22 protein-coding genes are annotated in these 22,585 nt (G+C 68.5%); 8 read left to right on the forward strand and 14 right to left on the reverse strand.

Annotation, left to right across the window (positions count from 1 at the left end; genetic code table 11):
- Window positions 1-17: 17 nt before the first annotated feature.
- Both AB4879_RS27735 and AB4879_RS27740 read left to right on the forward strand, forming a co-directional pair.
- Window positions 18-1,595 carry an FAD-binding oxidoreductase gene (locus AB4879_RS27735; RefSeq protein WP_370510254.1) on the forward strand — a complete coding sequence of 526 codons (1,578 nt, stop codon included), beginning with the start codon at window positions 18-20 and terminating at the stop codon, window positions 1,593-1,595.
- Window positions 1,592-2,494 (forward strand): diacylglycerol kinase, encoded by a 903-nt coding sequence (locus AB4879_RS27740; RefSeq protein ID WP_370510129.1) that lies wholly within the window; start codon window positions 1,592-1,594, stop codon window positions 2,492-2,494. Before AB4879_RS27735 ends, AB4879_RS27740 begins: the two co-directional genes overlap by 4 nt.
- Here AB4879_RS27740 and AB4879_RS27745 read toward each other — a convergent pair.
- Window positions 2,491-2,925, reverse strand: coding sequence for an SRPBCC family protein (locus tag AB4879_RS27745; protein WP_370510130.1), 435 nt, complete (start codon window positions 2,923-2,925; stop codon window positions 2,491-2,493). The genes AB4879_RS27740 and AB4879_RS27745 overlap by 4 nt on opposite strands.
- An 83-nt stretch (window positions 2,926-3,008) precedes the next feature.
- Here AB4879_RS27745 and AB4879_RS27750 point away from each other — a divergent pair, with 83 nt between their 5' ends.
- Complete coding sequence (locus AB4879_RS27750) at window positions 3,009-4,448, forward strand: DUF222 domain-containing protein (RefSeq protein WP_370510131.1); 1,440 nt, start codon at window positions 3,009-3,011, stop codon at window positions 4,446-4,448.
- 18 nt (window positions 4,449-4,466) lie between these two features.
- Here the strand turns inward: AB4879_RS27750 and AB4879_RS27755 are convergent, their stop codons facing one another.
- From AB4879_RS27755 to AB4879_RS27765, 3 genes are all read right to left on the reverse strand, one after another.
- Window positions 4,467-4,979 (reverse strand): DUF3145 domain-containing protein, encoded by a 513-nt coding sequence (locus AB4879_RS27755; RefSeq protein ID WP_036344566.1) that lies wholly within the window; start codon window positions 4,977-4,979, stop codon window positions 4,467-4,469.
- A 108-nt stretch (window positions 4,980-5,087) separates the two neighbouring features.
- The gene (locus AB4879_RS27760; protein WP_370510132.1) at window positions 5,088-5,915 is read right to left on the reverse strand and encodes a serine hydrolase domain-containing protein; all 828 of its coding nucleotides are present in this window, start codon (window positions 5,913-5,915) and stop codon (window positions 5,088-5,090) included.
- Window positions 5,916-5,925: 10 nt separating this feature from the next.
- Window positions 5,926-6,879 (reverse strand): tetratricopeptide repeat protein, encoded by a 954-nt coding sequence (locus AB4879_RS27765; protein WP_370510133.1) that lies wholly within the window; start codon window positions 6,877-6,879, stop codon window positions 5,926-5,928.
- Between the two features lie 69 nt (window positions 6,880-6,948).
- On the opposite strand from AB4879_RS27765, the gene AB4879_RS27770 reads away from it, so the two are divergent.
- Together AB4879_RS27770 and AB4879_RS27775 are read left to right on the forward strand one after the other, a co-directional pair.
- Window positions 6,949-8,034 carry an S-(hydroxymethyl)mycothiol dehydrogenase gene (locus AB4879_RS27770; protein ID WP_036344564.1) on the forward strand — a complete coding sequence of 362 codons (1,086 nt, stop codon included), beginning with the start codon at window positions 6,949-6,951 and terminating at the stop codon, window positions 8,032-8,034.
- A complete protein-coding gene (locus AB4879_RS27775; RefSeq protein ID WP_102805549.1) occupies window positions 8,031-8,654 on the forward strand; it encodes an MBL fold metallo-hydrolase in 624 nt (207 codons plus the stop codon). The genes AB4879_RS27770 and AB4879_RS27775 overlap by 4 nt, the downstream gene beginning before the upstream one ends.
- Here AB4879_RS27775 and AB4879_RS27780 read toward each other — a convergent pair.
- Together AB4879_RS27780 and AB4879_RS27785 are read right to left on the reverse strand one after the other, a co-directional pair.
- Entirely contained in the window at window positions 8,651-9,805 is a 1,155-nt protein-coding gene (locus tag AB4879_RS27780; protein ID WP_370510134.1) for a zinc-binding dehydrogenase, read from the reverse strand. The two genes, AB4879_RS27775 and AB4879_RS27780, sit on opposite strands and share 4 nt — an antisense overlap.
- Window positions 9,806-9,816: 11 nt before the next feature.
- A complete protein-coding gene (locus tag AB4879_RS27785; protein WP_370510135.1) occupies window positions 9,817-10,539 on the reverse strand; it encodes an SHOCT domain-containing protein in 723 nt (240 codons plus the stop codon).
- A 101-nt stretch (window positions 10,540-10,640) separates the two neighbouring features.
- Here AB4879_RS27785 and AB4879_RS27790 point away from each other — a divergent pair, with 101 nt between their 5' ends.
- Together AB4879_RS27790 and AB4879_RS27795 are read left to right on the forward strand one after the other, a co-directional pair.
- Complete coding sequence (locus tag AB4879_RS27790; RefSeq protein ID WP_370510136.1) at window positions 10,641-10,880, forward strand: DUF1049 domain-containing protein; 240 nt, start codon at window positions 10,641-10,643, stop codon at window positions 10,878-10,880.
- A 1-nt stretch (window position 10,881) separates the two neighbouring features.
- Window positions 10,882-11,985, forward strand: a complete 1,104-nt coding sequence (locus AB4879_RS27795; protein WP_370510137.1) for an SAM-dependent methyltransferase — start codon at window positions 10,882-10,884, stop codon at window positions 11,983-11,985.
- On the opposite strand, the gene AB4879_RS27800 is transcribed toward AB4879_RS27795, so the two are convergent.
- From AB4879_RS27800 to AB4879_RS27810, 3 genes are all read right to left on the reverse strand, one after another.
- The gene (locus tag AB4879_RS27800; RefSeq protein WP_370510138.1) at window positions 11,982-13,706 is read right to left on the reverse strand and encodes an Hsp70 family protein; all 1,725 of its coding nucleotides are present in this window, start codon (window positions 13,704-13,706) and stop codon (window positions 11,982-11,984) included. The two genes, AB4879_RS27795 and AB4879_RS27800, sit on opposite strands and share 4 nt — an antisense overlap.
- A gap of 97 nt (window positions 13,707-13,803) precedes the next feature.
- Window positions 13,804-14,874 (reverse strand): dihydrodipicolinate reductase, encoded by a 1,071-nt coding sequence (locus AB4879_RS27805; RefSeq protein ID WP_370510140.1) that lies wholly within the window; start codon window positions 14,872-14,874, stop codon window positions 13,804-13,806.
- 44 nt (window positions 14,875-14,918) lie between these two features.
- Window positions 14,919-15,413 carry a MarR family winged helix-turn-helix transcriptional regulator gene (locus tag AB4879_RS27810; RefSeq protein WP_036344552.1) on the reverse strand — a complete coding sequence of 165 codons (495 nt, stop codon included), beginning with the start codon at window positions 15,411-15,413 and terminating at the stop codon, window positions 14,919-14,921.
- A gap of 92 nt (window positions 15,414-15,505) precedes the next feature.
- Here AB4879_RS27810 and AB4879_RS27815 point away from each other — a divergent pair, with 92 nt between their 5' ends.
- On the forward strand, window positions 15,506-16,441 hold the full coding sequence (locus tag AB4879_RS27815) for an NADP-dependent oxidoreductase (RefSeq protein ID WP_370510141.1): 936 nt from the start codon (window positions 15,506-15,508) through the stop codon (window positions 16,439-16,441).
- On the opposite strand, the gene AB4879_RS27820 is transcribed toward AB4879_RS27815, so the two are convergent.
- From AB4879_RS27820 to crtI, 5 genes are all read right to left on the reverse strand, one after another.
- Complete coding sequence (locus tag AB4879_RS27820) at window positions 16,438-17,433, reverse strand: DUF5914 domain-containing protein (protein WP_370510142.1); 996 nt, start codon at window positions 17,431-17,433, stop codon at window positions 16,438-16,440. The genes AB4879_RS27815 and AB4879_RS27820 overlap by 4 nt on opposite strands.
- Window positions 17,430-18,965, reverse strand: a complete 1,536-nt coding sequence (locus AB4879_RS27825) for an FAD-dependent oxidoreductase (RefSeq protein WP_370510143.1) — start codon at window positions 18,963-18,965, stop codon at window positions 17,430-17,432. The genes AB4879_RS27820 and AB4879_RS27825 overlap by 4 nt, the downstream gene beginning before the upstream one ends.
- Entirely contained in the window at window positions 18,962-19,687 is a 726-nt protein-coding gene (locus tag AB4879_RS27830) for a class I SAM-dependent methyltransferase (RefSeq protein ID WP_102805558.1), read from the reverse strand. Before AB4879_RS27830 ends, AB4879_RS27825 begins: the two co-directional genes overlap by 4 nt.
- Window positions 19,688-19,816: 129 nt before the next feature.
- Complete coding sequence (locus AB4879_RS27835; protein ID WP_102805559.1) at window positions 19,817-20,737, reverse strand: phytoene/squalene synthase family protein; 921 nt, start codon at window positions 20,735-20,737, stop codon at window positions 19,817-19,819.
- Between the two features lie 2 nt (window positions 20,738-20,739).
- Window positions 20,740-22,263 (reverse strand): phytoene desaturase family protein, encoded by a 1,524-nt coding sequence (gene crtI / locus AB4879_RS27840; RefSeq protein ID WP_370510144.1) that lies wholly within the window; start codon window positions 22,261-22,263, stop codon window positions 20,740-20,742.
- Between the last annotated feature and the right edge of the window lie 322 nt (window positions 22,264-22,585).

Here is a 22,585-nt window from a genome sequence, read left to right on the forward strand (position 1 = left end):
GCACCCTTGTTCCCCCGATGGCCTGGAATGCCTGGGGCGACCCCGCAGCGGCCAAGCCCCTCTCCGACGGCATCAAGACGCTCCTCGAGCAGGCGCTCGGCGTGACCGCGAGCGAGATCCCCGCGCCCTCGATCGATGAGGTGGAGGTGCGCCCGTCGGCGTTGCCGGAGGCGCACCGAGATGCGCTCGCAGAGTTTGTCGGGGCCGACTACCTGCGTACCGACGACCACGGCCGGCTGTTGTACGCGGGCGGAAAGTCCACGCTGGACCTGTTGCGCCGCAAGCAAACCCACCAGGATGCACCCGACGCCGTACTACTTCCCGGCAGCGAGGACGAGATCGCCACCGTCCTGCGCTATTGCTCTGCGCACGGCATCGCCGTGGTGCCGTTCGGCGGCGGCACCAGCGTGGTCGGCGGACTGGACCCGATCCGCGGCGACTTCACCGCCGTCATCACACTGGACCTGCGCCGACTGAACGCGTTGCACTCGCTGGACGAGACCTCGATGCAGGCCGAACTGGGCGCCGGGGTGACCGGACCGGACGCCGAGCGACTGCTCGGCGAACACGGTTTCTCGCTCGGGCACTTTCCGCAGAGCTTCCGGTTCGCCACGATCGGCGGTTACGCCGCGACCCGGTCCTCGGGGCAGGACTCCGCTGGTTACGGCCGGTTCAACGACATGATCCGGGGGCTGACGGTGGTGACCCCGGTCGGCGTTCTCGACCTCGGCCGGGCGCCGGAAACCGCGGCCGGACCCGATCTTCGGGAGTTGTTCTCCGGTTCCGAGGGTGTCTTCGGTGTGATCACGCGGGTGCGCCTGCGAGTCCATCCCGTCCCGGAAACGGTGCGCTACGAGGCGTGGTCGTTCCCCGACTTCGCCACCGGCGCAGCCGCACTGCGCGCGGTCACCCAGATCGGCACCGGGCCCACCGTCGTGCGGTTGTCCGATGAAGCCGAGACCGGCGTGAACCTGGCCACCACCGGGAGCATCGGTGAGCAGAGCATCACCGGCGGCTGCCTGGGCATCACCTTGTTCGAAGGGAGCTCAGCACACACCGAGAGCCGGCATGCCGAGACCCGCGCGGTTCTGGAGGCCCAGGGCGGCACCTCCCTGGGCGAGGCTCCTGCGCGCGCGTGGGAGCATGGCCGTTTCGACGCACCGTATCTGCGGGACTCACTGCTGGCGGCGGGAGCCTTGTGCGAGACACTGGAGACGGCGACCACATGGTCCAACCTGTCGGCGCTGAAGGCGGCGGTCACCGAGGCGCTGACAACTTCCCTCGCCGAAAGCGGGACACCGGCGTTGGTGATGTGCCACATTTCGCATGTGTATCCCACCGGCGCGTCGCTCTACTTCACCGTGGTCGCGGGCCAGCGCGGCGACGTCGCCCAGCAATGGCTTGCGGCCAAAGTCGCTGCCTCTGATGCGATTTCGCGGACCGGCGGCACCATCACCCATCACCATGCCGTCGGCGCGGACCATCGGCCGTGGATGGGCGCGGAGATCGGTGAGCTGGGCGCGAAGGTGCTGCGGGCGGTCAAGCAGGCCGTCGACCCGGCGGGAATCCTGAATCCGGGCAAGCTGATTCCATGATCTCTCGCGTCACGGTCCTGACGAATCCCAAGTCCGGTCACGGCAATGCGCCCCACGCCGGGGAATTGGCGGTCGCCCGCTTCCAGGAACTCGGGATCGACGTGACCGGAATCGTCGGGCGCGACGCCGCCCACGCACGTCAGCTGGTGGACGAGGCCCTGACCCGTGACACCGACGCGCTGGTGGTGATCGGCGGCGACGGTGTGATCCGCCTGGCGATCCAGGCGTTGGCGCGCACCGATATTCCGCTCGGCATCGTGCCGGCCGGCACCGGCAACGACCATGCCCGCGAGTACCGGTTGCCGATGGCAGATCCGGTGGCTGCGGTCGACGTGATCGCCGCCGGGCACACCGAGACCGTCGATCTCGGGCACATCAAGGGTGCCGACGAGTCCAGTACGTGGTTCGGCACGGTCGCCGCGACGGGCTTCGACTCGTTGGTCAGCGATCGAGTGAACCGGATGAGCTGGCCGCACGGCCGGATGCGGTACAACGTCGCGCTGGTGGCAGAGATTTCCCAGTTGCGGCCGTTGCCTTTTCGGCTGGTGCTCGACGGCGAGCGCGAGATCGTCGCCGATCTGACGTTGGCCGCGTTCGGCAACACCCGGAGCTACGGCGGCGGCATGCTCATCTGCCCAGGTGCTGATCACTCGGATGGACTGCTGGACATCACGATCGTGCGCGCATCCTCACGCACCAAGCTGATTCGGTTGTTTCCCACGGTGTTCAAGGGCACGCACGTGAACCTAGACGAGGTGAGCACCTACCGGGCCCGCACAATCACGGTCGACTCCCCCGGCATCAACGCCTACGCCGACGGCGACTACGTCTGCCCGCTGCCAGCCGAGATTTCGGCGGTGCCCGCTGCTCTCAAACTCATTGTCCCCGAACCCGTCTAGCGTTCCAGCGCCTTCGCGCACGCGTCGAGGACAGCAGAGAAGTTCCATGGCAGCAGCTTCGCGGTGAGCGCCTCCATCGCCTTGCCGCCGCCACGAACGGGGTGGGTGTAGGTGCTCACCCAATCGACATGAGTGCCCGCACCCTCGGGCGTGAACGTCAGCGTGCCGCCCTCATGGTCGAACGCGGGAACCGATCCGACGATCAGATAGGTGTAGCTGTGCGGCGGATCGTAGGCCACGATCTCCTCGCGAAACCACAAGCCGATCGCGAAGCCCGTCCGAATTGCGCCCAGACCCGGAGGCGGTGAATCCCGCGCCCACTCGGCCGTGACGATCAGCGGAGCGGTCTTCAAGTTGGCCGGGTCGGCCAGCCAGGCGAAGACCTTGTCGGGCGGTGCGGCGATCGTCTTCTCGACGTGCAGATGAGCCATGCGACTCAGGTTAGGCGTCTGAGTCCGCAGCGAACGACGTGTCATACCCCGCTGGCATACTCGAACATGTGTTCGATGGTGGGTTGAGAACGGCGAGCGATGCGGCGGTGGTGGAGGCCATCGGCGATTTCGCGCGGATCGAGGCACAGAACGCCGCGCGGCGGCTCGCCGCGATCGCCGAATTGGTCGCGCGCCGGTGCGCCGATGACGAGCACGCGCAGTGGGCCTGCGATGACTGGGATTCCGCCACGGCCGAAGTATCGGCGGCACTGGGTGTCACCGCGGGTCGGGCGTCGAGCGAGATGCTGATGGCGATGTCGCTGCGGCATCGGCTGCCGCGGGTCGGCGAGCTGTTCCTGGCCGGCACGGTGAGCTATCGGGTATGTGAAGCGATCACCGACCGCACCTACCTGATCCAGGACCGAGCGGCCTTGGCGTTGGTGGACAAGACCATCGCCCACGACGCGGTGGGCTGGGGCACGTTGTCGACGCTGAAGCTGCAGCGCGCGATCGACTCCTGGGTGGATCGCTACGATCCGGGAGCGGTGCGTCAGACGCGGGCCCGCAGCCGCGATCGCGAGATCGGCATCGGCCTCCGCGACGCTCGTGATGGCGTGGCCGAGATTTGGGGTCGACTTGGCCTCACCGACGCCGCGGTAGTAGATCGCCGGCTCACCCAGATGGCGCATGAGGTGTGCGAGGACGATCCGCGCACCATCGCCCAGCGCCGCGCTGACGCCATGGGCGCACTGGGCGCCGGAGCCCACCGGCTGGCGTGCCTATGTGGCAACCCGGACTGCCCCGCCGCCGGCGAGGACAGCCGCGCAGCCAGCGTGGTCGTGCACGTGCTCGCCGACGCCGATGTGCTTGCCACCGAAACGGATCCCGTCATGCACGGCGAGAAACCCGATGTGAAACCCGAACCTTCACGGGCCGGCGGCGCAGTGCTGACCGGCAACCGGGGCATCGTGCCCGCCTCGCTGCTGGCCGGACTCATCCGCGCCGGCGCCACGGTCCGACACCTGCGTCGACCCACGGATGCTCCGGAACCGCACTACCGGCCCTCCACCGCTCTGGACGAGTGGATTCGCCTGCGCGACATGACATGCCGGTTCCCGAATTGCGACATACCCGCCGAGTATTGCGACATCGACCACACCATCGCGTGGCCCTTCGGGCCCACCCACCCATCCAACCTGGCCTGTGCGTGCCGAAAACACCACCTGCTCAAAACCTTCTGGGCCGGCTGGTCAAGCCGTCAACACCCCGACGCCACCATCACCTGGACCTCACCCACCGGACACACCTACACCACCCGGCCCGGCAGCCACCTGCTGATACCGACCTGGAACACCACCACCGCCACGCTGCCACCACCGAAAGGTGAACCCCCGCCCACCGTCGGCATCATGATGCCCACCCGACGACAAACCCGGGCCGCGCAGCGCGCCCACCGCATCACGGCAGAACGCAAACTCAACGACGCCTACGTCACCGAACGCAACCGTCCGCCACCGTTTTAGCCGGGCGGGCGTCACGTACTAGCCGACTCCCCTGCTCAGCCAACTGACCTCGCCGCCGTCACCGCCATCGCGATACGGCTCGAGTGCTTCATCCCAGGCCGTGCCGAGCACCGAGTCCAACTCGGATGCCAGCGTGTCAGCGCCCGATGCCATCAGGGTCCGCAAGCGCATCTCGCCGACCATGATGTCGCCGTTGGCGCTCATCGTGCCGGCCCACAGACCGAGTTGCGGCGTATGGCAGAACCGCTCGCCGTCCACGCCGGCACTGGGATCCTCGGTGACCTCGAACCGCAGGACCGACCACGAGCGCAGCGCGTTCGCCAGCCGGGCACCGGTGCCGACGGGACCAACCCAGTTGGTCACCGCCCGCAGCTGCCCAGGCATCGCCGGCTGTGGGGTCCACTTCAAATTCGCCCTGGCATTCAGGGTCGACGACAGCGCCCACTCGACATGTGGGCACACCGCTGCGGGAGAGGCGTGGATGTACACCACGCCAGTCGTCGCATCGGCGAACTGGTTCGACGCACGCATCACCTTGCTCCTTCGGCTCTACGAGGGACGTCTTCCCCAACGACCTGGTGTGACCGAGTTGCAATAGTGTCGTGCGTGTCTATTGTGCCTTGTGGGGCCTGTGTTGCGCTAGTGCGCTCCGTACACTCTCAGAACTTCATCAGAGATCGCCCGCCAGACCGGTTTGGCCCACTCGTCGAAATCCCGATCCGTGAGCACTACCAGCGACAATGCCAATTCCGGTTCCACCCAGATGAAGGTGCCGGTCTGGCCGAAATGGCCGAACGTCCGCGGCGAGTTCGCCAAGCCGGTCCAATGCGGTGACTTTTTGTCCCGAATCTCGAAACCCAGCCCCCAGTCGTTGGGCCGCTGCACCCCGAACCCGGGCAACACCCCGGTCAGGCCCGGGAACTGCACGCTGATCGCCTGCTCGTGCAGTTGCGCCGACACTGTCTTCGGAGCCAGTAGATCCGCCGCGAACGCCTCCAGGTCGGCCACCGTCGACACCCCGCCGTAGCCGGCCGCCTCCGCGCCGCCCTCCAGTCGCGACGCCGTCATGCCGAGCGGTTCGAAGACAGCCTCGGCCAGATACCGGCCGAACTCGATCTCCGAGTTCTGTTCGATCGTCTCGGCCAGCACCTGGAAGCCGTAGTTCGAGTAGACCCGGCGTTTGCCGGGTTCGGCCATCACCTCCGCCGAATGCATCGCCAGCCCGGAGGCGTGCGACAGCAGGTGCCGCACCGTGCTGCCGGGTGGGCCCGCCGGGGTGTCCAGCTCAACCACACCCTCTTCGATCGCTACTTGCGCTGCGCGCGCCGAGAGCGGCTTGGTCACCGATGCGAGCCGGAATTGGTGCGTGACGTCGCCGTACTCGGCCAGCACCCCGGTCGCGCCAACCACAGCGGCGGCGGCGGCCGAAACCGGCCAGTCAGCAATCGAGTCGAGTGGCGTGGCCATCCCGAGCAGGCTACGCGGATGCGGTCAGCAGACCGGTGTAGGCCCGCTCGATCCACGCGTGAACCTCGGCCCGCGCGGCCGCCGACTGCCGCAACCGCGGCTCTCGCAGCGCCGCCCGCAACACGGTCAGTGCCTCGCGATACCGGCCGCGGCGCACCAGCACCGCCCCGCGTAACACCATGTCGTCGCCGTCGGCCATCTCCAGCTCACGCAGGTAACCCTCAGCCTCATCCACTTCGCCTGCAGCCAAGGCAATCTCGATCCCTCCGCGCAGCAGCCGCGGCAGCTCCCGCGCGGCAGCCGTCGCGATCGCCGCCCGCACCTGGGCTCTCGCGGTGTCCACATCCCCCAGCGCACAGCGCAATAAGGCTTCTCCCGGCTGAGGCACCACGCCGGATTCGAGCGCTCGGGCGTACGCCGCGAACGCCCCATCCACGTCACCACGGCGGCGGCGGATATCACCGAGCCGGTGATACGCCTGCCCCATGACCGACGTCCCGGGCTCCAGTGCCATCTCCCGCAGGACCGCCGACCGTTCCGCGGCTAGATCGGCATCGTCACCGAGCGCCGTCAGCACGGCTTCCAGATGGGCCAGCCGGGCAGACGCCACACCCTGCGACGCATCGGCGAGCAGTCCGCGTGCCCGGCGGATCCATGCCTCACCAACGGCCACCTCACCGTTCGACAACCACGCCATGCCGAGCTCGACCGCCTTGCCCGCCGCCGCATTAGGGTCGGTCCGCACCAGCCGTAGGAAGACGAGTTCGCCCATCCGCATCGCCTCGCGGCCGTGCCCGAGCCGCCCCGCCGACGTCGCCATCGCATCGAGATCGTCCAGGGTCAACGGGCCGACCGCACCGGCCCGGGAAAAGCTCGCATAACTGGTCTCGAAATCGCCGCCGCGGTACGCGGCGCGGGCGGTGACCAGCAGGTCGGACCGGGTTTGACGGATCGCGGTGAACAAGTCTTCACCGTAGCTCCCCAACGGGACACGCACGGCACATTCGGCATCCGCCGCGCTAGTGTTTGGCCCATGAGTCAGACAGTGCGCGGGGTGATCTCCCGGTCGAAGAAGCAGCCCGTCGAGTTGGTGGACATCGTGATCCCCGACCCGGGCCCCGGCGAGGTGGTCGTCGATGTCATCGCCTGCGGCGTCTGCCACACCGATCTGACCTACCGCGAAGGCGGGATCAACGACGAGTACCCGTTCCTGCTCGGCCATGAGGCCGCCGGCACCGTGGAGTCGGTCGGCGCCGGAGTCACCAACGTCGAGCCCGGCGACTTCGTGATCCTGAACTGGCGCGCGGTGTGCGGGCAGTGCCGCGCCTGCAAGCGCGGCCGCCCCTGGTACTGCTTCAACACCCACAACGCCGCCCAGAAGATGACGCTGACCGACGGCACCGAACTGACCCCGGCGCTCGGTATCGGCGCCTTCGCCGACAAAACGCTGGTCCACGAAGGACAGTGCACCAAAGTCGATCCCGAGGCCGACCCCGCCGTGGCGGGCCTGCTCGGCTGCGGCGTGATGGCCGGACTCGGTGCGGCGGTCAACACCGGCAACGTCGGCCGCGACGACACCGTCGCGGTCATCGGGTGCGGCGGTGTCGGTGATGCCGCGATCGCTGGCGCCGCTCTGGTCGGCGCGAAGAAGATCATCGCCGTCGACACCGACAACAAGAAGCTGGAGTGGGCGCGCGAGTTCGGCGCCACCCACACCATCAACGCCAAGGATCTCGACCCGGTCGAGACCATCCAGGACCTGACCGACGGCTTCGGCGCCGACGTGGTGATCGATGCCGTCGGGCGCCCGGAAACCTGGAAGCAGGCCTTCTACGCCCGCGATCTCGCGGGAACCGTTGTGTTGGTGGGTGTTCCGACCCCGGATATGCGCCTCGACATGCCCCTGGTGGACTTCTTCTCCCGGGGCGGATCGCTCAAGTCGTCCTGGTACGGCGACTGCCTGCCCGAACGGGACTTCCCCACCCTGATCAGCCTCTACCGCGAGGGCCGCCTGCCGCTGGACAAATTCGTGTCCGAACGCATCGGCCTCGATGCCATCGAAGACGCCTTCCACAAAATGCACGCCGGCGAAGTCCTGCGTTCGGTGGTGATCCTGTGAGCGGCATCGAGCGGGTGGTCACCCACGGCACCTTCGAACTCGACGGCGGCAGTTGGGAAGTCGACAACAACATCTGGATCGTCGGTGACTCCTCCGAGGTCATCGTCATCGACGCCGCCCACAACGCCAAGGCCATCGAAGACGCCGTCGGCAACCGCCACGTGGTCGCGGTGGTGTGCACCCACGGCCACAACGACCACATCACCGTCGCGCCGCAGTTGTCGACCGACCTCGACGCGCCGATTCTGCTGAATCCGGCCGACGACATGCTGTGGCGGATGACGCACGGCGACAAGCAGTTCGACACCCTGGAGGACGGTCAGGTACTCAAGGCCGACGGCATCGAGCTGCACGCGATCGCGACCCCGGGACACTCCCCCGGCTCCACCTGCCTCTACGCCCCGGCCCTGGGCGCGGTGTTCTCCGGCGACACCCTCTTCCAAGGCGGCCCCGGCGCGACCGGTCGCTCGTTCTCCGACTTCCCGACCATCCTGGGGTCGATCAAGGACAAGCTCGGCAAGCTACCCGCCGACACCGTCGTCTACACCGGCCACGGCGACACCACGCGGATCGGCGACGAGCTGGTGAACTACGACGACTGGGTCAAGAACGGCTCCTAAGGAGCCGTCACCGTGCTGCGGGGATCGACGAGGATCTTCGCGTGCACCTCCGGGTCGCCCAGCGCGTCGAAGGCCGCCGCAACTCCGTCGAGCCCGACCTTGCCGGTCACCAGAGCGGACGCGTCGAGCTTGCCGTCGGCCAGCATGTGCAGGGTGTCGCGGAATTCCAGTGGCGTGTAGGCGAATACGAACCTGAGGTCGATCTCTTTGGCGTTGGCCATCGACGGACGCAACTGATCCGTGCCCATGCACACCCCGGCCACCACCACCCGCGAGTTCAACGGGGCCGCGCCGATGATCCCGTCGAGCACACCGGGCACACCAACACATTCAAAGACCACCGGACGCTTGGGCCCCGCCGCGCCCAATGCGTCGGCAACGCGGTAGACGTGCTGCCAGCCGGGTAGCTTCCGCAGCTTCTCCATGGCGCCCATGCCCATCTCATACAGGGCCGTGGCGTCGGTCAGGCCCGCCGATCCGGCCTTCTCGTACGGCGACTCCACCCTCGGGTCGACCACGATATGCGCACCACAGCGGGCAGCCAACTCCCGCCGCCCCGCCGAGAAATCGCTGGCGACGATCGTGCTCACCCCCAACGTTTTGAGCTGGCAGATGATACCCAAACCGACTGGCCCGCAACCGATCACAACGGCAGTGTCGCGTTTCTTGATCTCGCTTCGGCGAACCGCGTGCAGCGCGACCGCCATCGGCTCGGTGAGCGACGCGATATCCAGGGACAACCCGTTGGGCACTGCGAAGGTCATCGCCGCCTGCACCAGAACCTGCTCGGCGTACCCGCCGGGCGCCAGGGGGGACAGCCCGGTCAAGTGCACGCCGCCGTGGGAACGGACCAGCGGGAAGGACACCACCCGCGTTCCGACCTTGAACGCTTTCGGCGTCTTGCGGCCACGTTCGGCGACCTCCCCGGCGAACTCGTGGCCCATCACCACCGGAGTGTCGCCGCGCATGAAGTGGTGGTAGCCCATCTCCTCCGTGTTGCGACTCACCTCGTCGGCATGGTCCTTGGCATGCAGATCCGACCCGCAGATGCCACAGCTGGCGACGTTGAGCACCAGTTGGCCGTCGGCCGGTTCGGGTGCGGGTAGGTCGACCACCGACAGGTTTCCGTGCATACAGCTGACAGCCTTCACGGCGTCCGAGCCTACTCGCCGAGAATCCGGCGCTTCTCCGTGTCGAACTCGGCTTGGGTCAGCGCACCGGAATCCCGTAGTGCCGCGAGAGTTTTCAGCTGCTCGAGGCGCACGCCCTGGTCTGAGGGAGTGTAGTGACCGGTGGGGATGAAGGACTCCGGCGGGGCGTCGGCGACGAAGGCGAACGACGGGTCGGCACCTCGTCGTCTACGCAGGAACAACGAGACGATCAGGTCCACCAGACCCAGCCCGAACACGCCGGCGAAGACCCACGGCAGGTAACCGGAGCCGCTTTCCTTGCCGAAGGCCAGCCGCGGGTTGATGTAGCCGTTCACCTGGCCCTCGGTCCGGATCTGGTAGGTGCCTGCGGCGGGAATCTCGGCTGTCCAGATGCGGATGTGGGTGTCACTGTTGACCGTCGTCAAGGTGCCGTGATCTTCGGTCAGCACCGGGTCGGGGACACCTGGCGGCGGCACGATGTTCAGTCGCAGGGTGGGCAGCGGGAATCCGCTCGACGGCGAACCGGTCACCGAGGTGTGAAAGCTGATCTGCGCCTGCCCGGCCGGCAGCTGCACCTGACCCGACCCCGGAATGGGCACCTCACCGTAGGCATCGAATTCGTCGAGCACGAAAGCGTTGAGCATCATCGTGACGAAGAAGCCGATGGCGCCGACCACCATCATCAGAATCCCCGAGGTCATCAGGATGCGGGACACAGTCTTGGTGCCGGCCATGGCGGAAAGTGTGTCACGACGCAAGCGCACCGGCCGGACTTCTCCGCCGAATCCGCGACCAGCGACTAACGTCAAGCTTCTGACACAACGGGGAGGTTGCGATGTCCAGGGAGGACGACGGTAAGCCCACCGGCGGTGTGGTGCGGCGGTTCGCTCTGCGCTACTGGCTGGCCATCATCCTGGTGGTCCTGGCGGCAGTCTTCATCGCCCAGAATCGCGACCGCCAGCGGGTGCACGTCCTGTGGATCACTGTCGAATCGCCGATGTGGCTGTTGCTGACCGCGATGGCGGTCGTGGGTCTTGTGGTGGGGCTGCTGTTGCACCGCCGCCGCAGGAACTGACGTGCGCGAATCGAGCATCGTGGTGCGCCCGCAGCCGATGGGCAGCCACACCTATACCGAGTCCTCGCGCCTGCAGGCCGCCGGATTACGCACCGCGACAGCACGATTCGAGGCGGCCGCGCGCATCGTCGCGATTCCCCGGGCGCCGCAGCCCATCGCGATCGTCGACTACGGCGCGGCAACGGGGTACAACTCGCTGCTCCCGATCGGCGCGGCGATCAGCGTCATCCGCAAGCGCACCCGCTCCGACCACGCCATCCTGGTGGCCCACACCGACGTGCCGGGAAACGACTTCACCACCTTGTTCAGCACGCTGGCCGACGATCAGGACAGCTATCTGAAGAAGGACTCGGCCACCTACGCCTCGGTGGTGGGCCGCTCGTTCTACAGCCAGATCCTGCCATCGGACAGCATCGCGCTGGGCTGGAGTTCGTGGGCCATTCACTGGCTGCGCCGGGTGCCCGTACCCATCCCCGATCACGTCGAGATCTCCTACAGCGCCGACGAGGAAGCCCGTCGCGCCTACGCCCGCCAAGCCGCCGAGGACTGGCGCGACTTCGTCGCCTTCCGCGGTCGGGAGCTGGCGCCCGGGGGTCGGCTGCTGGTGCTGACCGTCGGCCTCAAGCCGGATGGCACGTCAGGATTCGAAGCCGCCTTCGACGCCATCATGACGGCCCTGCACCAGTTCGTCCGCGACGGCCTGATCACCGCCGAGGAGATGCGTCGGATGTCGATCCCGTCGACGGGCCGCGACGAGAAGGACTTTCGGGCGCCGTTCCACCCGTCCGGGCGATTCGAAGGTCTCTCGATCGAGGACGTGGAGCTGTTCAACGGCGAAGACCGGTTCTGGAAGCAGTTCCAAAGCGACAAGGACGCCGACGCCTTCGGCGCGAATTGGGCTGACTTCCTTCGCGGTTCGATGTTTCCGACGCTCGCCGCCGCGGTGGACGCCGAGGGGGCGAACGGTGACCGGCGCAGTGCGCGGCGGCGCGAATTCGTCGACCAGTTACATTCCGCCCTGGCTGCTCAGCTGGCGGCGGCACCGGCGCGGATGTCCATCCCGCTGGGGCTCGTCGTGCTGGAGAAGCGGCGTCGCTCAGCCTAGGCCGGCGGCTGCACGAAGATCTGCGGCAGACCGGGAATCGTCGGGATCGGCGGAATCGTCGGGATGAAGCGCGGCGGCTGTTGGGGCTGCTGCGTCGGTGGCGCAACGGTCTGTGTCTCGGTCTGCGTCACCGGCGGCGGCGTGGACACCTCGGTGGTGACGACGGTCGTCGTCTGCGTCTCGGTCACCGGCGGCGGTGGCGGCGCCTCGGTCGTGACCGGCGGCGGAGCTGGCGCCTGCTGCACCACGGTCACCGGTGCGGGTGCCTGCTGCACCACCGTCTGTGGCGCCGGGGCCTGCTGGACTGCCTGGTTCTGCACCGGCGCCGACGTCGGGTCGCCGGTGGGCGCCGGAGCGGGCGCGGCCTGCGGAGTGGTGGTCACGCTCGGGGTGGGGGTCACCGGGTCGGGACTGCTGTCGGCGCTCAGCGCGACCGCCGTTCCCGCGCCGGCCATCAGGATCACCATCAGCGCGGCGGCGACCACGGGCATCGGGCGCCGATACCACGCGGGCGTGGCGGCCGCGGTCCCCTCAGGTTCGGGGTCCGGCTCGAAATCCAGTAGCGGACCGGCGACGGGTTGCGGCACCGGGTCGACCGCCGACTCGAGGTCCGGCCCGTCGGGCGCCTCCGACCAGGCCAGCGCGGCACCGGTGGCCGGGCCGGGCGCCGGTTCGAACGGGGCGGCCGGAACGACCGGGGCCGCCGGGGCCAGCGCGGTGGCGCTGTCGTCGGCAGGCCCCCGCGCGGCTCGCAGTGCGCCGCCGATGGCGCCGGTGAGGGCCGGGCGGGCAGTGGTGATCACCGGAACGCGCAGGTGCTCGGACAGGGTCGTGGTGATCACCGGAATGGCCGCGCCGCCGCCGGTCGAGGCCACCGCGGCCAAGTGGCTCGGCCGCACTCCGTTCCTGGCCAGGGTGTCCTGCAGGACCGCGACGACGTCGTTCAGCGCATTGCCCATCGCTCCGTCGAGCTCGGTGCGGGTGAGCCGGACGTCGCCCCGGAAGTTGGGCAGCTCGGCGGGCAAGGCGGTGACCGTGACGGTCGACAGCCGCTCCTTCGCCGCTCGGCACTGGGCCCGCAGCCTGGTCAGCGATCCGATCGCCGATGTGCCGGTGACGTCGAGCGACCCACCTGCTGACAGTTCCGAGATCACGTGCGCCAGCAGGCCCTGGTCGATCAGGTCGCCGGAGAAGTCGAGGTGCCGCACGGTCGGTGCGATCGGCGCAGAGGTCGCGCCGTCGACGAGGGTGATCGACGTGCCGGTGCCACCGAAATCGCACAACGCGATCACACCGCGGGTCGGCAGCCCGGGATTGGCGGCCAGCGCGGTCAGCGCGGCAGTGGTGTCGGGGATGAGCAGGGGCTCTTCGGCCGACCACTCGGGAACCTGCCGGATCGCGCGCCGCAACCCGTCGACGGCGGCTGGCCGCCAGTGCGCCGGGTGGGTGATCGCGGCGGCCGGCGGCAGCGGCCGGCCACTCGTGGCGGCGTAGGCCAGTGACCTCAGCGCATCGGCCAGCAAAATCTCTGCGTGATGCACCGAGCCGTCAGGCGCCACGATCCCGACCGGGTCGCCGACCCGGTCGACGAAGTCGGTGATGACAACGCCGCTGGGCAGCGTCACAACGGCAGGGCCGGTGACGGCGTTATCCGGGGTGACAGCGGCCAGTGTGGTAGCACCGACCGACAGGCCGACCGCCGGCCGTGTTGGGTCTGTCATGTCGTCCAATCCGGGCACCAGCCTGCAACGCGAGCAGGCGGGCTCCTCCAGTCTTCGGATTCATCAAAGATGTCGATCCGAAGCCGCTGGACGTTACTCAGCGAATGGTGCCGCGGCCCGGAATCAGGGGCAGGTCCAGCGGGGTGACCCAGCCCGGGGGCAGGTCATTGACGGCCGGTACGGCGTTGAGCGCGCGCAGCCCGGTGGACAGGCAGCCCGCGGTCGCGGCGTCGCGCCCGGAACCGTCGGTGAACCTGAACGCAGTCTCCTGGAAGATGCTGGGAGTGCCCTGGATGTCGACGCGGTAGACGTCGTCCTGGGTGCCCGACGGCCAATCCGGGGCGGCATCCTGACCGATGCGGTTGACGTGCTCGAGTTGGATGCGGGTCTCGCCCTTGTAGACGCCGTTGATCGTGAAGCGGACCGCCGCGACGTGGCCGGCCGGGATGACGCCCTTGACGGTCTTGCGTTCGGTGGGGGTGACCCACTTGTCCCAGGTGGTGGTGATCTCGTCGAGCTCGATGCCGGCGGCATGGGCGATCATCGGCACCGTCGCGCCCCAGGCGAACACCAGGATGTCGGAGTTCTGCAGCAGCGGCTTGAACTCCGGTTCGCGGCCGATGCCCATCTCGAACTCGTAGTCGCCCTCGTAGTTGGTGTAGTCCAGCAACTCGGAGGCGCGGACCAACGTGATCTGGGAGGTCAGGCCCATCAGCGTCATCGGGAACAGATCGTTGGCGAAGCCGGGGTCGATGCCCGTGGTGAAGCATGACGACTGGCCCTCTTCGCACGCCCGGGTGATGGGGTCGATCCAGTTGGGCGGATTGAGGTGCATCTTCGGCCACACCCACGGCGTCATCGCGGTCGAGCAGACATCGATGCCGGCCTGCAGGAAGCGGCCGATCAGGTCGATGTTGGCATCGGCCTGCGCCGCGGTCGGGCCGTAATGCACCAGCGCGTCCGGCTTGAGTGCGATCAACGCGTCGACGTCGTCGGTGGCCGCGATGCCCACGGGGGGGATGCCGCAGATCTCCCCCACGTCGACACCCACCTTGGCCGGGTTGCTGACGCCGACGCCGACGAGTTCGAAGTCGGGATGATCCAGCACTTCTGGAATGACCATCCGGCCGACGAAACCCGTACCCCAGATCACCACGCGCTTGGCCATGTACGGAGGCTAGCCCGGTTGTCGCCGGCGTCAGGGCCGTTGTCTCAGTGCGCGGACCCGCGGCTCTTGCGCGGCGCGGCGGACCGGGGCGGCTGCTCCCGCATGTGGTCGCGGACGCGCGTCATGAGGTTGCCCAGGGTACGGACGTCCTGCGCCGACAGGGTGTCGAACAGCAGTCCGCGCACGACGTCGATGTGGCCGGGAAGGACCTTGTCGAGTCGGCGGCGGCCCGCCTTGGTGATGGTCACGACGGTCGCGCGCTGATCGACGGTGCTGGGCGCACGGGTGATCAGCCCGTCGGCCTCGAGAACTCCGGCCTGATGGGTCAGCCCGCTGCGGCTGTAAACCACGCCGTCGGCCAGTTCGGTCATCGTCAGCGGCCGGCCGGCGTCGACGAGCTTGGCCAGGATCTCGAACTGGACGTAGCTCAATCCGCCCTCGGCCTGCAGCTGCTGCTGCACGGCGTACTGCAGCAGGCTCGCCGCTTCGGTGAGCGCGAAGTAGGTGCGCATCTGCGACGGGTGGAGTGCCTCGGCCATTGACCGATCCTACCGGGAATGTTTCGAACTCGAAGCAAGTTACCGGATGTGTAACTGCTTCGAGTTCGAAGCAACTAACCGAGGAGACCACCATGAAGGCAGCGTTTTACCACCGGTACGGCGACAGCGACGTTCTGCAGTACGGGGACATCGAGCGGCCGGCACCCGGCCCCGGCGAGGTCCTGGTGAGGGTCGCCGGGACCTCGTTCAACCCGGTCGATGCCGGGATCCGCGGCGGCTACCTGTCGGACGTCTTTCCGATCACCTTCCCGCACGTGCCGGGTATCGACGTGGCGGGCACGATCGCCGAACTCGGCGCCGGGGTCAGCGGGTGGCAGGTCGGCGACGCAGTCGTGGGCTTGCTGCCCATGATTGCCCGCGGCGCGGCCGCCGAGTACGTGGTCGCCCCGGCCGAGGCACTGGCCGCCGCGCCGGAGTCGGTGCCGCTGGCCGATGCCGCCGCCCTGCCGACCGTCGCTCTCACCGCCTGGCAGGCCTTGTTCGAGGTGGCCGGCATGACGGCCGGGCAGACGATCCTGATCAACGGCGCGGGCGGTGCGGTCGGCGGCTACGCGGTCCAGCTCGCCAAGCAGGCCGGTGCCGTGGTCACCGCGACCGCGAAAGTGGCTGCAGCCGAACGGCTCCGCGGCTATGGAGCCGACCACCTGATCGGCTACCTCGACTACACGGCCACCCCGGTCGCCGACGGAGCGCCGTTCGACGTGGTGCTCAATCTGATCGGCACGACGGTCGAGGAGACCGAGGCACTGGCGGGCCTGGTGGCCGACGGCGGGCATTACGTCGGCACCATGACCTCGGGGCCGGAGACTCCGCGGCGTGGGTTGCGCAGCCAACGGGTGTTCGTCCGCAGCGACGCCGCCCAACTCGCCGATCTGGTCGGCCGCGTCGATGCCGGACAACTGACGATCGACGTCGCCGATCGCCGACCATTGGCCGAGATCGCCGCGGTGCACGCCGACGCCGAAGCCGGCCGGCTGCCCGGCAAGACGATCCTGACGCCTGCCTAGCCGGAGGTGTTGTCGCGCAGGGCGTAGAGCCGCTCGGCATAGGCGAGGTCGTCACGCCACAGCCGGGTGGCCGCCAGGCGCATGAACGGGGTGATGAGCGGTGCCACGCGCAGCGAGTGATGGAATCCGGTGCGATCAGATTGTGCGACAACGGCTTCGATCACCGCTGTGCGTGGGCGCCCGTCGCGCCCCGGCCCCATCGGTGTTGCGTGGGTTTCGACGACGCTGCCCGTACCCTCGCCGTCCACGATCCGCATGACGATGGTGCGCGGCTCCGGGGCGGTGAATTCCGCGATCACCGGGACACCGAGACGTCCCATCCGGAATGTCACGGCCACCAGGAATCGGTCGGCGTCCTCGTCGGCGTCGACCGCCGGGGCGCTCAGCACCTCCAATTGAGTGAACGAGTACGGATGGAACCAGGCGCCGTGCCAGGGGTCGAGCCGGTTGGCAATGATGTCCGACGGTTCGCACACGCCGTCCAGGCGGGTGACCGCGGCCAGCCGCGGCCCGCGGGGACGGACCGGGATCACCGGTGCGTCGAGCGGCGCTTCGCCGCCCACCCGGTCCAGCCGGACCCAGACCAGGACTCCGTCGTCGAAGGCGGGCAGCGGCTTCCAGCCGAATTCGCGGCCACCCTCGAGCCGCAGTCCGTGCCATGGGCAGATCAGGCCGCCACACTCCACTTTTCCGGTCGCAAGGTCGGCGCCCAGGTGAGGGCAGGCTGCGGGCCCGACGTGCAAGCGGCGCTGCTGATCCCGCCACGCCACGATGTCGAGTCCACCGACTCGGGTACCGAACGGCCGGTTGGCTCGAATGTCGGTGCTGGCGCCGAAGACATACCAGTTGCCGCTGGGCCGGCCCTCGGCACGGCGCAGCGCGGCGGCGATCAGCGCCGGCTGGGCGTCCTGATAGGTGGGTCGCTGCCCCGCCCAGTTCGCTTTCGGGATCACTTGCAGCGGAATCGATTTCATCCGCGACCGGAAGCTCATGACGCGCGCCTTTCCCGGCCGGCCAGCCGCCGAAGTAGCGGAGAGCGTCCGTGCACCGGCACGGTGTGCAGGGTGTGCCCGGAGATCCCCCAGCCGGCCAGCAGTTGGTTGGCGGCCGTCCATCCGGTGGTGGCGGCACGCTCCATGAGCGCGACCGGCAGATCGATGCGAATGCCGTCGCCGGCCAGCATCAGGCCGGGGACCGGGGTGTTGACCGTCGGCCGGTTGGCGAAGGAACCCGGGGAGAACAACGGGCAGTCGTCGCGGACCAGCAGTGTCTCCTTGACGATGCCGGCCGCCGCGGTCTCCGGGTAGAGCTGGTGCAGCCGGGCCAGCATGCGCTCACGGAGGCCGTCGACGTCAGGCTCCTCACCCACCGAGTACGAATGCACTTCCACGACCGAACCATGATGTGCGCGAGCCCATTCAGCGGCCTGACTTTCGTAGCTGCTGACCACGCTGATGTTGTCGACAGGGTCGAGACCGCCGGTACCCAGGAAGGCCGGCCGGTCGGAGTTCACCGGACGGTCCAGCCAGAGTCGCTGCACCATGAACGGCGGCGCGGTCTGCATCTGTGCCACGTTGTGACGCCAGCCCTCGTCGCCGAGGCCCGGCGAGGCGGCCACGATTCGTTGCAGGGCAGCGACATCGGTGGCCAGCACCACGCCGTCGGCGTCGGTCGTGGCTCCGGTGGAATCGCGCACCTGCAGCGCCTTGGCGCTGCCGCGGGTCACCGATTCCACCGCCACTCCCCGATGTACCCGAACACCGTGTTCGATCAGATACCGGCCCAACGGTTCCCACAGCGCGGTGTCGAAATTCGACGCGGCGACGTCGAAGACCAATCCCTCACTGGAGCCCAGGAAGTAGATGTGGAACATCGTCGCCAGTTCGGCCGCCGAGAGCCGCTCCGGCCTGGCGAAGAAGCTGCGGGCGAACACCTCGAAGGCGAGGTGGCGGGCGGCGACGGGAAAGTTGATGTCGGTCAGGAAGGTGCCCGCGTCGAGTCCGTCGAGCTGTTCATAGATGTCCGGTACGGACACCGCGGCCAGCGGGGCCGCGGCAACGGCGTTGAGCCGCATCAGGTCCCGCATCCGGAAAGTGGGGCTGCGCAGCGCGAAGGCCAGTGCGTTCCACGGCGGGGCCTTCGGCAGGCCGCGGAAGGTATCGCGCCGGCCTTCGCCGTCGACCAGCGGATAGTCTTCGACCGCTTGCAGCCGCTCGAGCTCGGGATCGGTTCGGCGCAACAACCATCGCAAGTTGTAGTACTGCCGGAAGAACGCGTGGAAGCCCCGATTGTTCGCCAGCTGGGAGCCGTCGGGAAGTTGCTCGGTCCAGCCGCCGACCCGCCCGCCCAGATAGTGCTGAGACTCCAGAAGGTCAACGGAGACACCACGTTCGGCCAGGCCGGTGGCAGCCGACAGGCCGGCGATCCCGCCGCCGACCACGACGACGTGTGGAGTCGAGGGCAGCGCGTGGGCGTGCGGCACCCCGGTGATTGCGGGGTGGGCGACGCGGCGCGGGTCGATCATCGCGGTGCGTCCGCCAGGAAGGTGTGCACGATGTCACGCTGCCAGCCGGGCATCGTCTCGCTGTGCACGCCGGCGAAACCCGCTGCCGTCAGCCGTCGCTGGAAGGCAGCCGCCCCGTCGAACGTTTTCACGCTGCGCCACAGGTGCCGATACAGGGTGGCATTGCGGGTCTGCCGCCAGCCGGACGGGATGATGATGCCCCAGCACACCGCGTCCCAGATCGCGGACGCCGCCCGGGAATCACGCACCGAGTACTCGTGCACGGCCAGCGTTCCGCCGGGCCGCAGCATCTCGCGGAACGTCCGCAACTGCGCGTCCGGATCGGCAAGGTTGCGCAACAGGTATGCCGCGAGGATGCCGTCGAAAGGACCGTCGACGCCGGCGTCGGCGATCTTCTCGATCGGGCTGTGCACAAAGCGGACCGAATCCGGCCAGGACTTCACACTGGCCTCGGCCAGCATGCCCGCCGACGCGTCGACGGCGACGATCTCGGCATGCGGGGCGGCCTCCAGAAGCGCGGCCGTGGAGGCACCCGTGCCGCAGCCCGCGTCCAGCAGACGCAATCCCCGCCCGCCGCCCGGAATCCGCATCCGTCGCGCGGAGATCCGCAGGTGGTCGTGGTAGCCCGGATTGGCGCCGACCAGTTTGTCGTAGGCGTGCGCGCCGATGTCGAAGGCGCCGGGCACCTCGGCGCGATCCAGGCCGCGGTTGGTTACGGTCATGATAGATCTCCTGGATCATCGCGAAGGGGCCGCTGCTCTACCCATAACAACAGCACAGCGGCGACCATCACCCAACCCAACACGACGCCTTTCATCGAGATGTCCCACGGGAGCAGGTCCTGCCATCCATCAGGCGGCGCCACGGGCGTGGTGGGCCCGGACCAATCCGGACGCGAACACCTGCAGTCGTCGTCCGATGGACACCGAGGCACGCCGGCTGAACACGGCGAAGTCGATGGCTTCGATGCGATCGAGAATCTCCGAGTACAGCGTGAACGCGGTCGTCACGCAGGGCCGCGACTGCGGGGCGAGCAGGGCGATCCCCTTGCGCGCCTGCCGGTACACACCGCGGGCGATGTCGTGCTGGGCGGCCAGCGCGCGACGCACCTTGGGATCGGTGCGGCGGTTCTGGTGGCACCAGGTCAGCACGTCGCGGTCCACGCCGAAGGCGGCGAGCTCGTCGGCGGGTAGATAGATGCGGTCGCGCGCGAGGTCCTCGTCGACGTCGCGCAGGAAGTTGGTCAGCTGGAAGGCATTGCCCAGCGCCTCGGCGTACGGCGCAGCCTCCTCGGCAGGCCCGACGGTGCCGAGGATCGGCAGCATCTGCAGGCCGATGACCGCGGCCGAGCCACGCATGTAGTGGTTCAGCGCGGGACGATCCGGATAGTCGGTGACGGTGAGATCCATCCGCATCGAGGTCAGGAAGTCGTCGAACAGATCACGCGGAATCTGGTAGGTCTGCGCGGTGTGCAGCACGGCGGCGAGCACCGGCTCCGTCTCGTCGCCGTTGAAGAACTTGTCCGACAGCTCGTCGAGGCGCCGCTCACGGTCGGCGGTGCTGGCGTCGATGTCCATGTCGTCGAGGATGTCGTCGGCATAGCGGGCGAACCCGTAGAGGGCGTGCACCGGCGGGCGCTGCGATGGGGCGAGCAGCCGGGTGGCCAGGAAGTAGGTCCGGCCGTGCTGGGCGTTGAGGCGCCGGCAGTAGCGGTAGGACTCGACCAGTCGCGAATCGTCGATGCCTGCGGCATGCAACTCGGTGTGGATCATCGCTACCTGCTTCCCGACCCGACGATGGTGCGTTTGTCGGACGGGTCGTCGACGGCCCCGGTGACGCGGTCGGCGGCCAGCCGCCCGGAGATCATCGCGGTCGGGATGCCGACACCGGGCACGGTCGACCCGCCGGCCAACACGGCGTTGTCGATGCCGCGGACCGTGTTGGCCGGCCGGAACGGCCCGGTCTGGGCGAAGGTGTGTGCCAGCGCGAACGGCGAGCCGGCGGCCATGCCCTGCGCGGCCCAGTCGGCGGGGGTGACGACGTCCAGGATCTCGGCATCGTCGGCGAGCCCGGGCATGAGCCGTTCGGCGGCAGTGGCCACCACCTCGCGCGCGTAGCTGTCCCCTCTCGAGCTCCAATCGACCTTGCCCACTTCGAGATTCGGCGCGGGGGCCAGAACATAGAGCAGATCACGACCGGGCGGCGCGAGACTCGGGTCGCCCGCGGTGGGCCTGGTCACCAGCAGCGACGGGTCGCTCATCAGAGCGCCATCCCGGATGATCTCGTCGAACGTGCGAGCCCATTGATGCCCGAAGCTGATGTTGTGGTGGAGCAGGCGCTCACCGACCGCGGGCACTCCGACGTGGACGACGACTGCGGACGGCGCGGGACGCACCTTGATCGGACGCCGCGGTGTGCGACCGAGAAGCTGATAGGTCAGCGGCAGTTCGGTGGTGAGTACCACAGCGTCACAAGCGATCCGCTCACCGTCGCCGGTCCGCACCGCAGTCACTCGTGAGCCGCTGCGTTCGAGCGCGTCCACGGTCGACCCGTAACGGAACTGCACACCGGCCGCTTCGGCCGCGGCGGCCATCGCCTCGGGAACCGCGCGCATGCCGCCGCGCGGGAAGTACACGCCCGCAACGGTATCCATGTATGCGATCACCGCATAGGCGGCCAGCGCCTGCTGCGGCGGGACACCGGCGTAGAGCGCTTGGAAGGTGAATAGCCGCTGGACGCGCTCGTCGGTGATGAACCGGCCGACCATGCGTTCCCAGCCGCGGAATCCGCCGATCGCGGCCAGCCGGGCCAACTGCGGGGTCAGCAGCGACAGCGGGGAGGAGAAGTTGGACGCGATGAAGCCGTCGAACTCCAACCGGTATAGCTCGGTGAGCCAGGCACGCAGGCGTTGATAGCCGGCGGCCTGATCCGGGCCGGCGAACTCCTCGATGGCGGCCGTCATCGCTGCGGCGTCGGGGTGTACATCCAGCGATCGGCCATCGGCGAAGGTGGCCCGGTAGGCGGGGGCGACCTGCACGAGGTCCACATGGTCGGTCATCGACGCACCGACGGCGGCGAACGCGTCCTCGATGATGTCCGGCATCGTCAGCACGGTCGGCCCGGTATCGATGCGGTAGCCGGCGATGTCGGCCTGCCCCATCCGGCCGCCGGGGAACGGGTAACGCTCGACGACGGTGACCGATCGCCCGCGACCGGCCAATTGCATCGCTGCCGACAGCCCTGACAGGCCCGCACCCACCACCACGACATGGTCTGTGGCGCCCGGGACGGTACGCATCACTCGCTCCTCTCCACGCCGAGGGCTGGGTTCGCCCCGGCCGAGCCCCTAGGCGATACCCCGCCGGATGCACGTGCAATCAACTGGCTGCGGTCTGGCCTCCATTCAATGCGAGTTGCGGTCGCCATGCTGCGGTCACGGGCGTTTGTCACGCACGCGTAATTTTCCTCCCGGGTCTCGCCGCGGCAGGTCCCGACCGAGCAGACCGGCACGCACATCGGCGAGTTAGTCCAGGTGGCGGACGTGATGCGGCTTCGGTTCCCCACCCCGGCCGATTATCGCAGCGACGGCGTTTACCTATCAACGGTTCGGGAAACTCGCA

It is taken from the genome of Mycobacterium sp. SA01, from assembly GCF_041287105.1.
Classification (GTDB): Bacteria; Actinomycetota; Actinomycetes; order Mycobacteriales; family Mycobacteriaceae; genus Mycobacterium.

Excerpts from the sequence above, each read along its gene's own strand:
- AB4879_RS27830 (WP_102805558.1), bottom strand. The coding sequence starts at position 19,687 with ATGACCGTAACCAACCGCGGCCTGGATCGCGCCGAGGTGCCCGGCGCC.
- AB4879_RS27810 (WP_036344552.1), bottom strand. The coding sequence starts at position 15,413 with ATGGCCGAGGCACTCCACCCGTCGCAGATGCGCACCTACTTCGCGCTC.
- AB4879_RS27755 (WP_036344566.1), bottom strand. The coding sequence starts at position 4,979 with ATGCGTGCGTCGAACCAGTTCGCCGATGCGACGACTGGCGTGGTGTAC.
- AB4879_RS27820 (WP_370510142.1), bottom strand. The coding sequence starts at position 17,433 with ATGAGCTTCCGGTCGCGGATGAAATCGATTCCGCTGCAAGTGATCCCG.
- AB4879_RS27800 (WP_370510138.1), bottom strand. The coding sequence starts at position 13,706 with ATGACAGACCCAACACGGCCGGCGGTCGGCCTGTCGGTCGGTGCTACC.
- AB4879_RS27790 (WP_370510136.1), top strand. The coding sequence starts at position 10,641 with ATGTCCAGGGAGGACGACGGTAAGCCCACCGGCGGTGTGGTGCGGCGG.
- AB4879_RS27735 (WP_370510254.1), top strand. The coding sequence starts at position 18 with ATGGCCTGGAATGCCTGGGGCGACCCCGCAGCGGCCAAGCCCCTCTCC.
- AB4879_RS27805 (WP_370510140.1), bottom strand. The coding sequence starts at position 14,874 with ATGGCCAAGCGCGTGGTGATCTGGGGTACGGGTTTCGTCGGCCGGATG.
- AB4879_RS27835 (WP_102805559.1), bottom strand. The coding sequence starts at position 20,737 with ATGATCCACACCGAGTTGCATGCCGCAGGCATCGACGATTCGCGACTG.
- AB4879_RS27745 (WP_370510130.1), bottom strand. The coding sequence starts at position 2,925 with ATGGCTCATCTGCACGTCGAGAAGACGATCGCCGCACCGCCCGACAAG.
- AB4879_RS27815 (WP_370510141.1), top strand. The coding sequence starts at position 15,506 with ATGAAGGCAGCGTTTTACCACCGGTACGGCGACAGCGACGTTCTGCAG.
- AB4879_RS27740 (WP_370510129.1), top strand. The coding sequence starts at position 1,592 with ATGATCTCTCGCGTCACGGTCCTGACGAATCCCAAGTCCGGTCACGGC.
- AB4879_RS27760 (WP_370510132.1), bottom strand. The coding sequence starts at position 5,915 with ATGGCCACGCCACTCGACTCGATTGCTGACTGGCCGGTTTCGGCCGCC.
- crtI (WP_370510144.1), bottom strand. The coding sequence starts at position 22,263 with ATGCGTACCGTCCCGGGCGCCACAGACCATGTCGTGGTGGTGGGTGCG.
- AB4879_RS27785 (WP_370510135.1), bottom strand. The coding sequence starts at position 10,539 with ATGGCCGGCACCAAGACTGTGTCCCGCATCCTGATGACCTCGGGGATT.
- AB4879_RS27825 (WP_370510143.1), bottom strand. The coding sequence starts at position 18,965 with ATGATCGACCCGCGCCGCGTCGCCCACCCCGCAATCACCGGGGTGCCG.
- AB4879_RS27770 (WP_036344564.1), top strand. The coding sequence starts at position 6,949 with ATGAGTCAGACAGTGCGCGGGGTGATCTCCCGGTCGAAGAAGCAGCCC.